Raw genomic sequence first — 12,749 nt, forward strand, 5'->3', positions numbered from 1 at the left:
CACGCCGCCTCGACGCCTCTCGACAGGAAGGCCTGCCATGCGTCTGGACCACTCCCCCGTCTGACCGAGATCAAGGCCCGGCTCGAAGCCTTCATGGACGCCCATATCTATCCGAACGAAGACCGGTATTATCGCGAAAGCGAGGAGTTGGGCCCGTGGAAGGTTCAGCCGGTGGTCGAGGAGTTGAAGCCGCTGGCCAGGGCCGCCGGCCTCTGGAACCTTTTCCTGCCCGAAAGCGCCCATGGCGCCGGGCTGAGCAACGCCGAATATGCGCCGCTCTGCGAGGTGATGGGGCGGTCGCATCTGGCGCCCGAAGTGTTCAACTGCTCGGCCCCCGATACCGGTAATATGGAGGTGCTTGCACGCTATGGCACACCCGAACAGCAGGAGGCATGGCTGACACCGCTGCTGGACGGCCGGATCCGCTCGGCCTTCGCGATGACCGAGCCTGCGGTCGCCTCGTCGGACGCCACCAATATCGAGAGCCATATCCGCCGCGATGGCGACCATTATGTCATCAACGGCCATAAATGGTTCACGACCGGCGCTACCGATCCGCGTTGCAAGATCCTGATCTTCATGGGCAAGAGCGATCCCGATAATGCCGACCGCCATCACCAGCAATCGATGATCCTGGTACCGATGGGACCCCCGGCATCACCGTGCTGCGCCCGCTGCCGGTGTTCGGCTTCTATGGCATGCCCGACCGGGCATCGGATGTGCGGTTCGACAACGTCCGGGTGCCGGCCGCGAACATGCTGCTGGGCGAGGGCCGGGGATTCGAGATCGCGCAGGGGCGCCTGGGCCCGGGGCGGATACATCATTGCATGCGCCTGATCGGCCTGGCGGAACGGGTGCTGGAGACGATGTGCCGGCGCGCCGATGAACGCGTCGCCTTCGGCAAGCCGGTGTCGGAACAGACGGTGACGCTGGAACGGATCGCCGATGCCCGGATCATGATCGAACAGGCACGGTTGCTGACCCTGAAGGCCGCCTGGATGATGGACACGGTGGGCAACAAGGCCGCGCGCGCCGAGGTCGCCATGATCAAGGTGGCGGTGCCCAACATGGCCTGCAAGGTGATCGACATGGCCATTCAGCTATTCGGCGGCGCCGGCGTGACCAATGATCATGGCCTGGGCGCCGCCTATGCCACCGCCCGCCTGCTTCGGATCGCCGACGGCCCCGACGAGGCTCACCGCAATCAGATCGGCCGGCTGAAACTGCGCCGACATCGCATGGCGCGCAACTAGCGCCTTTTTATATCGTTCCCCTTGCGGCCGATGACCACCGCGCCGTATCACTTGGCCAGGAGACCAGCGGCCGCAGGGGGCATCGCCATCGTGACGCAGGACCATCTACTGTTCGGCTGGCATATCCGGTCCGAGATCCCCTTGCCGGAAGTCCCGGCCTGGGATGGTCCCGCCGGCCATCAGCCGGATGTCATCATCCGCGTCGGGCCGGTGCCTCATGCACTTGAGACGGCGCCCGACGAGACGGCGCATGACCCGGCCGTCACCCCGCCCTTTCGCACGGTCGAGGTCGCAGACGGCCGGGTTCTGATCCGGCTGAAAGACTGTGGCAACGTTCTGGTCGCAGGCGGCTGCGAGATCGTGGTGTCACCCGAGACCGACATCGACGCGGTGGACATCCGCACCTATCTGCTGGGCATCATCATGGGCGCGCTGTGCCATCAGCGTGGCGAGATCGTGCTGCACGCGGCCTGCCTGCGCATCGGCGATCAGGCCGTTGCGATCACCGGTGCATCCGGTGCCGGCAAATCGACCCTGGCCGCCAGCCTGGTCGCCCGCGGCCTGGGCATGCTGGCCGATGATCTGACGATGCTCCGCATCGGTGAGGATGGATGCTGCCGGGCATGGCCCGCCTATCCCCGCATGCGGCTATGGCAGGATTCCGCCGACCGCCGGCAGATCGACACCACAGCGCTGGATCTGTGCATCCGCGACCTGACCAAGTTTCAGGTGCCGATCGACGACCGGTTCGTGCGCCAGCCGCTGCCGCTCGCGGCCGTGGTTCATCTGGATCGCTGTGACGATCCGGCCGATGAAGGGCTGTTCCCATTGCGCGGGCTCGGCGCCGCAGCCGAGATGCGCAACGCCATCTATCGGCCCGGCATTGCCGTCCGGCTGGGGCTGCAGAGGCCCATGCAGGTCAAGGCGACGCGGCTGGCGGCATTGATACCGCATCACATGCGGCTCACCCGGTTTCTCGACGACCTGTCGGCCGAACGCGCCGCCGATCGCCTGCTGTCGTCAGGCACAACCGGGATACCGGGCGCCGGCGGCAGCTCAATGGCCGGCGCGGGTCGGTGACCGGCTCGGATCGGGTATGCTCGGCACGCCGATATTCTGATCGACATGCTCCATCACGAACATGTCACCCCGGTACAACGCGTTGTTGGCGATCAGGACTTCGCCATCCTCGCTGAGAATGGTGGAGATCATCTTCACCATGACGCCGCCCATTGAGTAATCGAGCGCCCGCGCCACCGCCTGATCGGCATGGGATATGGTCATGATCTGTCGCGACCGGCCCATTTTCTCGCGACCATGATTGATCAGCATCCGCAGCATCTTGGCATTATGTTCCGAGTTCGGCGGGAACAGACGATAGGCGGCAGCGTCGACATAGACGTCCATCAGCGCGAAGGGCGTCTCGTTATACAGATGGATCTTGGTGATCTTGACATAGGCGCGTTTGGCCCGGCCATCGATCGCCGCCAGATCCGGCGGCAGCGCCACATCCATTTCACGCTTCAACACGCGAATACCCTGGCCGGGGGTCAGGTCCAGGCGGTTGTTGATCGCGCGCCGCAGTTCTGGATCATCCACCGCCGCCTGCTGGCCCTCGGTCACAAAGGTGCCCCTGCCACGGATCGCAACCAAAAGCCCCTTGTCGGCCAGCATCCGCAGCGCCTGACGAACGGTGATCGGCGCCACGGCGAAATCGCGGCACAATTCAGGCACAGGCGGCAGTTTGTCGCCCGGCGCCCATTCGCCGGATCGGATGCGGTCGCGGAAGATGCGCGACAGCCGCACATACAAAGCGACACGGTCATTGTCGTCGCTGTCGTCCGCGACGCGCCCCGCGCCGAGTCTCTGCATCCGGAACACCGTGTCGTTGATCACACCCTTACTCCCGCCGGCTGCATCGGCAGGCCGGTTTCACTTCGCATCTGCAACGGTCCGGCCGCGATGCCGCTTGCGGCGCAACATAACACTCTGTGCGCCGCGACACGATCCCCGACTGTCATGCGATCGACGCGCACGAAGACTTTACAACGCCACCGGTCAATGCCTATTGTTAGATATAAGGGCATATAAGGCAAGCGGCGGCTTCGCAGGGCCTCTCCGCCCTCTCGTCACCACGCCCGACCGCCCTCCCCCCAATAACAACCTCGTCCCGCGCGACCGCCACGCGCCAGGATGACCTGAGGAGCTTGAGGCACATGCTTTACACAGAGCAGCATCAGCAGATGATGCATTCAGTGACGAAGTTCGTGGAAACCGAAATCAATCCACACGTTCAGGAATGGGATGATGCGGGTATTTTCCCCGCCCATGACCTGTTCAAGAAGATGGGCGATCATGGCTTCCTCGGCATCAACAAGCCCGAGGAATTCGGCGGCCTGGGCCTCGACTACACCTATCAGCTGGCGTTCTGCGAGGCGATCAGCGCCGCGCGCTCGCCTTCGGTGGTGATGGCGATCGGCGTGCAGACCGATATGGCGACACCGGCATTGTCGAAGCACGGCTCCGATGAATTGCGTCGCGAATTTCTGGTGCCGTCGATCGCCGGCGACCGCGTCGCCTGCATTGGCGTGTCGGAAGTGGGTGCCGGATCCGACGTCGCCAGCATCAAGACCCGCGCGCGCAAGGATGGTGACGACTACATCATCGACGGCGGCAAGATGTGGATCACCAATGGCACCCAGGCCGACTGGATCTGCCTGCTGGCCAATACCGGCGATAGCCCGTCGCACCGCAACAAATCGCTGATCTGCGTGCCGATGAAAACCCCGGGCGTCACCATTGCCCGCAAGCTCGACAAAATGGGCATGCGTGCGTCCGATACCGCTCAGATTCATTTCGAGGGCGTGCGCGTGCCGCAGCGCAACCGTATTGGCGACGAGGGCATGGGCTTCGTCTATCAGATGCAGCAGTTCCAGGAAGAGCGCATCTGGGGCTCGGCCTCCTCGCTGCGCCTGCTTGAGAGCACCATCGCCGACACGATCGCCTATACCCGTGAGCGCAAGATCTTCGGCAAGCCGGTGCTCGACAACCAGGTCGTGCATTTCAAGCTGGCCGAGCTTCAGACCAAGGTCGAGCTGCTGCGCTCGATCATCTATCGCGCGGTCGAGGGCTATGTGGCAGGCGAGGACATGACCCATCTGGCATCGATGGCCAAGCTCTGCGCCGGTCGCTTCACCCGTGAAATCGCCGATGGCTGCCTGCAATACTGGGGCGGCATGGGCTTCATGAACGAGACCGAGGTGACCCGGCTGTACCGCGACGGCCGCCTGACCTCGATCGGTGGCGGCGCCGACGAGGTGATGCTGGGCATCATCGCCAAGGGTATGGGCATCCTGCCCCCGCGTGCCGCCAGCTGATCGGGGCCATCACATGACGACGTCACGACTGCCGATCTGCCCCGACCTTCTGCTCGATCTTGACGGCCCGGTCCTGAAGCTGACCCTGAACCGGCCCGATGTCCGCAACGCCATGACCCATGAACTGGTCCGCCAGATGATCGAGGTGGTGGCGTGGCTGGAAGATCACCCAGACGTCGGCGCGCTGGTCATCCGCGGCGCCGGTGGCACCTTCTGCGCCGGCGGCGATATCAAGGGCTTCATGGCCGCGTTCCGGGCGCCGAAGCCCGCCGCCGGCCAGCCCGACCCGATCATGGCCGACAACCGCCGCTTCGGCAGCTTTCTGATGCGGATCGAGGCTTTGCCGCAAACCGTGGTGGTCGCTGTTGAAGGGGCGGCTTTCGGTGGCGGGCTGGGCCTCGCCTGCATCGGCGACGTGATGATCTGCACCGGCGATGCGCGCTTCGCGCTGTCGGAAACCGGGCTCGGAATTCCACCGGCACAGATCGCGCCCTTTGTGGCCGCCCGGATCGGCATTTCGCAGGCTCGCCGGCTGGCGCTGACCGGTATGCGCTTCGACGGCGCCGAGGCCGGACGCATCGGGCTGGCACATGAGGTTATGACCGACACGGCGGCGCTCGATGCCCGGCTCGATCGCCTGCTCGCCGACATCCGACGCTGCGCGCCCGGCGCCAACGCGACCACCAAGCGGTTGTTGATGGCCGGCAAGATCACACCCCTCGCCGACCTTCTGGACCAGTCCTCGGCCGAATTCGCCCGCTGCCTGCGTGGCGCTGAAGGCCAGGAGGGCGTCGCGGCCTTCCTTGAGAAGCGCAAAGCCAGCTGGGTAACCGGGGCCTGACCCGCATCTCCCGTCCATGTCGACCGGCCCCGGGCCGGAGGCGCCCCGGGCCATGATCCCCGACCGCCACGGGGACGACCAGATCCGGAACGGACCGGCCATGGGCGCCTGATAACACACCAGCATCACCTGTCACACGCACCAATCGACATCTACGATCAACTGAATGACCAGAGCGCCATACCGACAGGCGCCGCCAGGGAGGAAAGACCACCATGACCACCAGCACGCAGCGCGTGATCGAAGGCGTTGCCGGGCCGGGAAGTATCGGCCGTGTGGCAATCGGCGACATTCTGCGCCGCACCGCACAGCGTCATCCCGACAGGGCCGCGATTGTGGAGGGCGACCGCTGCACCACATATGCAATGCTTGATGATGCGGCCAACCGCTATGCCAATTTCCTGTTGGCCCAGGGCCTGACCACAGGCGACAAGGTCGGCTGCATCTGTGCGAACAGCACCGATTTCATGCCGGTCATCTTCGGGATTCACAAGGCCGGCCTGGTCTGGGTACCGGCCAATGCGATGCTGGCGGCGGAGGATATCGATTATATCCTGCACCATGCCGGCGTCGGGCATGTGGTGGTCGATGACGTGCTGGCCGCACAGCCGGCCATGGCGGCGATGCTGGCGGCGCTGGGCGTGCCGATGACAGTGATTTCAGTGTCCGGCAGCGGGATCGCGGCCGGTGCCCTGCCCGGCACAGGCTTTGCCGACGCCATCGCCAGCCAGCCCGCGACCGAGCCGGTGGTCGAGATCGACGAGCGCGAGCTGGCCCTGATCATGTACACGAGCGGCACCACGTCACGGCCCAAGGGCGTGATGCATTGCCACCTGTCGGTGGTGATGGCGGCCATGAGCAATGCGATCGAATGGAGAATTGGGCGCGAGGATGGGGTTACCGCCGTCTTGCCGATGTTCCATTGCGCGCAACACTCGGTGATGCTGACCGGCGTGCTGGCTGGCGCCAAGATGCTGCTGATGCGCGGCTTCGACCCGGCGGCGCTGATCGAGGGCATGGCCGCCGAGAAGATCAATATTATGGTCGGCCTGCCACTGATGTACCGTGCGGTTCTTGACCACCCGTCGCGCAAGCAGCGCGACATCAATTTGCGCATGTGCGTGTATGCCATGGCACCAATGCCCGAGCCGCTGATGACCCGGCTGGTCAATGAACTCTGCCCCGATTTCCGCCTGTCGAGCGGCCAGACCGAAATGTATCCATCGACCGTGATGTCACGGCCCGACCGAGCACTCGCCCGCTTCGGTAATTACTGGGGCGAGTCCAATGTGGTCAATGACACCGCGATCATGGACGATGATGGCAACATCCTGCCGCGTGGTACCATCGGCGAAATCGTGCATCGCGGCCCGAATGTGATGCTGGGCTATTACAAGCAGCCTGAGGCCACCACGGCCGCGCGGCTACATGGATGGCACCACACCGGCGATCTGGGGCTGATCGACCACCACGGCGAATTGCTGTTCCTGGACCGCAAGAAGGACATGATCAAGTCCGGCGGCGAGAACGTGCCCTCGATCAAGATCGAAGAAGTGCTTCTGGGCCATCCGGACGTTCAGAACGCCGTGGTCGTGGGCCTGCCCCATGCCCGCTGGGGCGAAGCGGTCACCGCCTTCCTGGTGCCGAAGCCCGACACCGATCCCACCGAAGACAGCATTCTTGAGCATTGCCGCAAACATCTGGGCGGCTTCGAGATGCCCAAGCTGGTGATCTTCCTGGAAGAAATGCCGATGACCGTGACCGGCAAGATCCGCAAGACCGAGTTGCGCACCAAATTCGCCGACCACTTCGAGACGGCGACCACCTGATCAACGGCGGCAGATGTGACGAGGGGCCGGCCCATGCGCGGCCGCCCCCCGCGCGGACATGCGCCAAGAGAAGCAAGACAAGCCAAGAAAACCAAACAATAAGGCCCAACGGGAGGAAGACCACGATGACGTTCGCCAAGAGACTGATGTCCATGGCCGTGGCGGCCGGCGTGACGGCCGGCGCCGGCCTGACTGGCGCCGCGGAAGCACGGGAGCTGCGCTATGCGATCGGCTTTCCGGCCAACACCGCATCGACCATCGCCGCCGATGTCTATACCAAGAAGGTCGCCGAGTTGAGCAAGGGCACCCTGTCGGTGAAGGTGTTCCCGCTGTCGCTGCTTAACCTGGCCGAAACCCCGGGCGGTGTCCGCGATGGCTTGGTCGATATCGGCTATGTACTGACTGCCTATACCCCGGCCGAGTTCCCGAACATCAATCTCGCCGGCGACCTGACCATGCTGCTCAACCTGATGGACACGGGCGGGCGCGATGGTCTGATCTTCTCCAGCGCCATGCTGGAGTACATCTATTTGAATTGCCCGGAATGCCAGAACGATCTGGCCGGTCAGAACCAGGTGTTCACCGGCACGGCCGCATCGACCCGCTATATGTTGCTGTGCAACAAGGCCGTCACCACCGCCGATGATCTGAAGGGCAAGCGCATGCGGGTCAGCAGCCAGAACTGGCGCCGCTGGTCGGAAAGCATGGGCGCCACCGCCGTGTCCATGCCCGGCAACGAGACTTTCGAGGCGCTGACCCAGGGTGCCGTCGACTGCGTGATCATCTCGGCCCCCGAACTGTCGGGCCTGGCGCTGATTGATGCCGTCACCGACATCACCACCGGTGTCCCCGGCGGCGTGTTCGGCGCATCGACCGTCGCCAACATCAACGCCGACACCTGGCGGTCGCTGACGGATGACGAACGTGCCGCCCTGCTGCGCGCCGGCACCACCATGTCGGCACATGGCGGCTGGCAGTATGTCAATTTCGAAGGTCGTGACCTGAAGCGTGCCGCCGACAAGGGCATCCGCGTCCACGAGGCCGACCCTGCGCTGGTCAATGCGACCAACGATTTCGTCACCACCGACATGAAGACGATCGCCGAATTTTATTCGTCGAAGTTCGGCGTGGCCGAGCCGCAGAAGGCAATCGACACGTTCAAGCCGCTGCTTGAGAAGTGGGCGGGGCTGGTGAAGGGCGTCTCCGGCCCAGACGAGCTGGCGGAGCTCTACTGGACCGAGGTAGTGTCCAAGGTCGACCCCAAGACCTACGGCATGTAATCGCCCGGCCGATGGCCGGCCCGGCGGCCGCCCGCATGGCGGGCACCGCCGGCCGGGCATTGCCTGATGCTAGTCCCGCCACCCGATGACGGGGAGATACGCCCGATGCAGGCGTTGGGACGCGGTTTGTCGCGTCTGATCCATTTCACCACGGTCCTGGGCGTGCTGGCGGTGACGCTGATGATGCTGCACATCACCATCGACGTGGTGGTTCGCAACATCTTCGGCATCACCCTGCCCGGCACCATCGCGGCGGTCAGCAATTTCTACATGCTGGTGGTCGCCTTCCTGCCGCTCGCCTATGCCGAGGAAGCGGACAAGCATATCTCGGTCGAGGTGGTCACCGAACTGATGCCCGCCCGCGTGCAGGGGGCCTTGCGCGGCTTCTCATATGTGTTCTCGGCGCTGGTCTTCGCCGCCATCACCCGGCAGTCCTTTCTTGAGGCGATGAAGAAGCAGGCGGTCGGCACCTTCGTGATCCAGGAAGGCTGGAAGATTCCGATCTGGCCGTCCTATTACATTCTGCCGGTCGGCACCGGTCTGATGACGGCGGTGGTGCTCTACAAATTCTATCTCAGCATCACCGGTGGCCCGTCGGGACTGCGCAACGCCATGCCCGATGACGTCGTCACCAACGCCCACCCCACAGCCCGCAAGGAAACCGACGCATGACCGATGTCGGCACCGGTCTGGCCGGCATCGGCCTGTTGTTTGTCCTTCTGGCGCTGCGAGTGCCGATCGGCATGGCGCTGATCGGGGTGTCGTTCAGCGGCATCTGGTATCTGCTGGGCTGGAAGATCGCCTGGAGTTCGCTTGGCCTGATCCCTTATCAGTTCGCCGCCAACTGGGTGCTGAGCTCGGTGCCGGTGTTTCTGCTGATGGGCTTCATCTGCTATCACGCGCAACTGACTCAAGGGCTGTTCCGTGCCGCCCGGGTGTGGATGTCGGGTATTCCGGGCGGGCTTGCGATCGCCGCGGTGTTCGGCTCGGCCGGCTTCGCCGCAGTCACCGGATCGTCGGTCGCCTGCTCGGCGGCGATGGGCCGGATTGCCGTGCCCGAGATGATGCGCCATCGCTATGACGCCGAGCTGGCCACCGGCACGGTGGCCGCCGCCGGCACCATCGGCGCGCTGATCCCGCCATCCATCCTGATGATCCTGTACGGCGTGATCGCGCAGGTACCGGTGACGGCGCTGTTTCTGGGCGGTATCGTCGCCGGCCTGTTGACGGCGCTGGGCTATATCATCGTCATCCTGATCCGGGTGAAGCTGAACCCGGCGCTGGCACCGCAGGTGCGCGAAGACGTTCCGATGTCGGAAAAGCTTGAGGCGCTGCGCGACACCTGGCCGGTTCTGGCGATCATGCTGGGCGTGTTCGGCGGCCTGTTCGGCGGGCTGTTCACACCCACCGAAGCGGGCGCCGTCGGTGCGTTTCTGTCGTGCGTGGTCGCCATCGTCAAGCGCACCTTCAGTTGGACCATGTTCCGCACCGCGGCGCTTGAAACGCTGATGACCACCAGCGCGCTGCTGATCATCGCCATCGGCGCCAGCCTGCTCAGCCGGTTCCTGGCGCTCAGCGGCACCGGCAGCTGGCTGTCGGAGATGGTCATCGAGATCGGCGCCAACCCGTTCCTGCTGCTGCTGGCGGTGTCGGTGATGTATCTGCTGCTCGGCATGTTCCTTGAGCCGATGGGCATGATGCTTCTGACCATGCCGATCGTGCTGCCAATCATCGATGCCGCCGGTTTCAGCCTGATCTGGTTCGGCGTGGTGCTGACCAAGTTCCTGGAAATCGGCATGATCACGCCGCCGATCGGGATGAATGTCTTCGTCATCAAGGGGGTGGTCGGCAATCTCGTCACCACCAGTCAGATCTTCAGGGGCATCATGTGGTTCCTGGTCGCCGATCTGGTGCTGGTTCTGCTGCTGATCGCATTTCCCGAAATCGTGCTGTTCCTGCCGGCGCTGATGCAATAGCGCCGCCGGCGACATCCGCGACCGCCGTCATCGGAACAGCGGCGGCATCCCTCCGTTGAGACAAGACCCGCCGGACCTGCGCCGGCGGGTCTTGTCTCATTGCGAGCGGAGGTCCGCCCATGGTTCCGGCCTGGCTTCACATCCTGTCGATCGCAGCCCTTGTGCTGGGCGCGGTTATCGCCATCGGCATTGCCGTCGACGAATTCCGGCATCCGCAACACATGGCGATCATGAATGTCGTCTGGCCGGTGACGGCGCTGTTCGGCACCGTGATCACGCTGTGGGGCTATCGCCGTTTCGGACGGCTGGCCACCCGGGCCAAGGTCATGGCGGCGAAGGACAAGGACGAAGATCCGCCCCATATGCGCGACACGCCGTTTGCAGTGAAAGTGGCCAAAGGGGCGGCTCATTGCGGCAGCGGCTGCACTCTGGGCGACATCGCCGCCGAATGGCTGGCGGTGGCGGCGCCGGCGGCGGCCATCTGGTTCGGCTGGCAGGGGCTGTTCGCCGAGAAGATGTTCGCGGTGTGGATCCTCGACTATATCTTCGCCTTCTTCCTGGGGGTGATGTTCCAGTATTTCACCATCAAGCCGATGCGGGATCTGTCGGTGGGTCAGGGGCTGATCCAGGCGGTGAAGGCCGATGCCTGTCGCTGACCGCCTGGCAGGTGGGCATGTATGGCTTCATGGCCGTGGCCCAGTTCCTGATCTTCCGCCAATGGATCGGCATGCGGCTGGAGGTGGCGACGCCCGAATTCTGGTTCATGATGCAGATCGCGATGCTGGTGGGCTTCCTGACCAGCTATCCGGCGAACTGGTGGCTGCTGAAGCGCGGCATCAAAGAGAGGATGTGACGCATCAGCCATGGTGCTGACCGGCCGGCGGCCGCCCCGCCATCCGCCGCGCCACCCGGGCGACGGTCAGCCCCTGCACCACCACCGTGAACAGAACCACCGCATAGGTGGCGGCCAGGATCAGCGGTCGGGCCGGGCTGTCGGGCAGCGACAGCGCCAGCGCCACCGAGATGCCGCCGCGCACCCCGCCCCAGATCAGCACCGGCACGGCACCGCGCGCAAAGGGCTGCCAGCGGTCCAGCACCGCAACCGGTGCCGCCACGGCCACCGCGCGCGCCGCCAGCACCAGGGGCACCGCGATCAGCGCGATCCAGCCGAAATCCGGATCGAAGTTCAACACCAGAACCTCAAGCCCGATGAACAGGAACAGCACCGCGTTCAGGATCTCGTCGATCAGCGTCCAGAAGCCGAAGACATAGCGTTTGGTGGTGTCGCTCATCGCGTGCGCAGCACCGTGATTGCCGATCAGCAGTCCCGCCACCACCACCGAGATCGGGCCGCTCATCCCCAGCCGGTCGGCCACCGCATAGGTGCCGGTCACCAGTGCAAGCGAGATCATCACCTCGATCGGGTAATCGTCGATCGTCTGCATGGCGACGAAGGCGACATAGCCGGTCGCCACCCCCAGCAGCGCACCGCCCCCCGCTTCCACCACCAGCAGGTCCAGCCCCTCGATCAGCCCCATGTCGCCACCACCCGCCGCGAGCTGCACCGCGATCGTGAACAGCACCACGCCGACGCCGTCATTGAACAGCGCCTCGCCCGACATGTCGGTTTCCAGCGATTGCGGCACGTCGACCATCTTCAGGGTGGTCAGCACCGCGACCGGATCGGTGGGGGCGATCAGCGCGCCGAACACCAGACACCAGCTGAAGGCAAGCGGCAGCGACAAAACCTGCCCGGCCCCCCACAGCCCGGTCGCCACGATCGCCATCGAGATCAGCACGCCCACCGTCGCCAGAACCCCGATCGCCGGCGCACGCCAGCGCAACCGGTCCAGATCGACATGCAGTGCGCCGGCAAACAGCAGGAAGGCGAGCATGCCGTGCATCACCGCTTCATAGAAATCGATCTGGCCGATCATGGCGGAGACCGACCGGTAGATGGTCGTGGCCGGAAACAGAAGCTCGATCGCGATCAGGATCAACGAGGCGCCGAGCCCCATCAGCAACAGGCCGATATTCTCCGGCAGGCCGATCAGGCGGTGGTTGATCCAGGCGAAGCCGGCCGTGATCGTCAACAGGCTCGCCATCAGTTCGAACAGCGACAGCACGGGCTGGGGCTCCTTCCGGTGATGGATCTTGATGGCGCGTGTGCAAGCGACGGACAGTGCCGGATAT

General features: G+C 64.5%; 9 protein-coding genes and 2 pseudogenes. 9 read left to right on the forward strand and 2 right to left on the reverse strand.

Features of this window, described 5'->3' with window-relative positions:
- Window positions 1–93: 93 nt before the first annotated feature.
- Together IEW15_RS26480 and IEW15_RS15735 are read left to right on the forward strand one after the other, a co-directional pair.
- A pseudogene (locus IEW15_RS26480) lies at window positions 94–1,253 on the forward strand (acyl-CoA dehydrogenase family protein).
- A 90-nt stretch (window positions 1,254–1,343) separates the two neighbouring features.
- Complete coding sequence (locus tag IEW15_RS15735; RefSeq protein ID WP_188579633.1) at window positions 1,344–2,333, forward strand: phosphoenolpyruvate carboxykinase (ATP); 990 nt, start codon at window positions 1,344–1,346, stop codon at window positions 2,331–2,333.
- Here the strand turns inward: IEW15_RS15735 and IEW15_RS15740 are convergent.
- Window positions 2,310–3,149 (reverse strand): GntR family transcriptional regulator, encoded by an 840-nt coding sequence (locus tag IEW15_RS15740; RefSeq protein WP_229708159.1) that lies wholly within the window; start codon window positions 3,147–3,149, stop codon window positions 2,310–2,312. The two genes, IEW15_RS15735 and IEW15_RS15740, sit on opposite strands and share 24 nt — an antisense overlap.
- Window positions 3,150–3,469: 320 nt before the next feature.
- On the opposite strand from IEW15_RS15740, the gene IEW15_RS15745 reads away from it, so the two are divergent.
- The 7 genes and pseudogenes from IEW15_RS15745 (at window position 3,470) to IEW15_RS15775 (ending at window position 11,409) form a co-directional block, all read left to right on the forward strand.
- Window positions 3,470–4,630: an acyl-CoA dehydrogenase family protein gene (locus IEW15_RS15745; protein WP_188579635.1), complete on the forward strand. Its 1,161-nt coding sequence runs from the start codon at window positions 3,470–3,472 to the stop codon at window positions 4,628–4,630.
- 13 nt (window positions 4,631–4,643) lie between these two features.
- Entirely contained in the window at window positions 4,644–5,471 is an 828-nt protein-coding gene (locus IEW15_RS15750; protein ID WP_188579637.1) for an enoyl-CoA hydratase/isomerase family protein, read from the forward strand.
- A gap of 215 nt (window positions 5,472–5,686) precedes the next feature.
- Window positions 5,687–7,300 carry a class I adenylate-forming enzyme family protein gene (locus IEW15_RS15755; RefSeq protein ID WP_188579639.1) on the forward strand — a complete coding sequence of 538 codons (1,614 nt, stop codon included), beginning with the start codon at window positions 5,687–5,689 and terminating at the stop codon, window positions 7,298–7,300.
- A 125-nt stretch (window positions 7,301–7,425) separates the two neighbouring features.
- Complete coding sequence (locus tag IEW15_RS15760) at window positions 7,426–8,580, forward strand: C4-dicarboxylate TRAP transporter substrate-binding protein (RefSeq protein WP_188579641.1); 1,155 nt, start codon at window positions 7,426–7,428, stop codon at window positions 8,578–8,580.
- Between the two features lie 105 nt (window positions 8,581–8,685).
- The gene (locus IEW15_RS15765; RefSeq protein ID WP_188579643.1) at window positions 8,686–9,252 is read left to right on the forward strand and encodes a TRAP transporter small permease; all 567 of its coding nucleotides are present in this window, start codon (window positions 8,686–8,688) and stop codon (window positions 9,250–9,252) included.
- Window positions 9,249–10,556, forward strand: coding sequence for a TRAP transporter large permease (locus IEW15_RS15770; RefSeq protein ID WP_188579645.1), 1,308 nt, complete (start codon window positions 9,249–9,251; stop codon window positions 10,554–10,556). Before IEW15_RS15765 ends, IEW15_RS15770 begins: the two co-directional genes overlap by 4 nt.
- 119 nt (window positions 10,557–10,675) lie before the next feature.
- Window positions 10,676–11,409, forward strand: a pseudogene (locus tag IEW15_RS15775) (DUF4396 domain-containing protein).
- A 4-nt stretch (window positions 11,410–11,413) separates the two neighbouring features.
- Here the strand turns inward: IEW15_RS15775 and IEW15_RS15780 are convergent.
- Window positions 11,414–12,679 carry a cation:proton antiporter gene (locus IEW15_RS15780; protein ID WP_188579694.1) on the reverse strand — a complete coding sequence of 422 codons (1,266 nt, stop codon included), beginning with the start codon at window positions 12,677–12,679 and terminating at the stop codon, window positions 11,414–11,416.
- Window positions 12,680–12,749 lie beyond the last annotated feature (70 nt).

This window comes from Tistrella bauzanensis (assembly GCF_014636235.1).
GTDB lineage: Bacteria > Pseudomonadota > Alphaproteobacteria > Tistrellales > Tistrellaceae > Tistrella > Tistrella bauzanensis.

Bases quoted from the DNA above. Each gene is read 5' to 3' on its own strand.
- IEW15_RS15745 (WP_188579635.1), top strand. From the start codon at position 3,470: ATGCTTTACACAGAGCAGCATCAGCAGATGATGCATTCAGTGACGAAG.
- IEW15_RS15750 (WP_188579637.1), top strand. From the start codon at position 4,644: ATGACGACGTCACGACTGCCGATCTGCCCCGACCTTCTGCTCGATCTT.
- IEW15_RS15755 (WP_188579639.1), top strand. From the start codon at position 5,687: ATGACCACCAGCACGCAGCGCGTGATCGAAGGCGTTGCCGGGCCGGGA.
- IEW15_RS15760 (WP_188579641.1), top strand. From the start codon at position 7,426: ATGACGTTCGCCAAGAGACTGATGTCCATGGCCGTGGCGGCCGGCGTG.
- IEW15_RS15765 (WP_188579643.1), top strand. From the start codon at position 8,686: ATGCAGGCGTTGGGACGCGGTTTGTCGCGTCTGATCCATTTCACCACG.
- IEW15_RS15770 (WP_188579645.1), top strand. From the start codon at position 9,249: ATGACCGATGTCGGCACCGGTCTGGCCGGCATCGGCCTGTTGTTTGTC.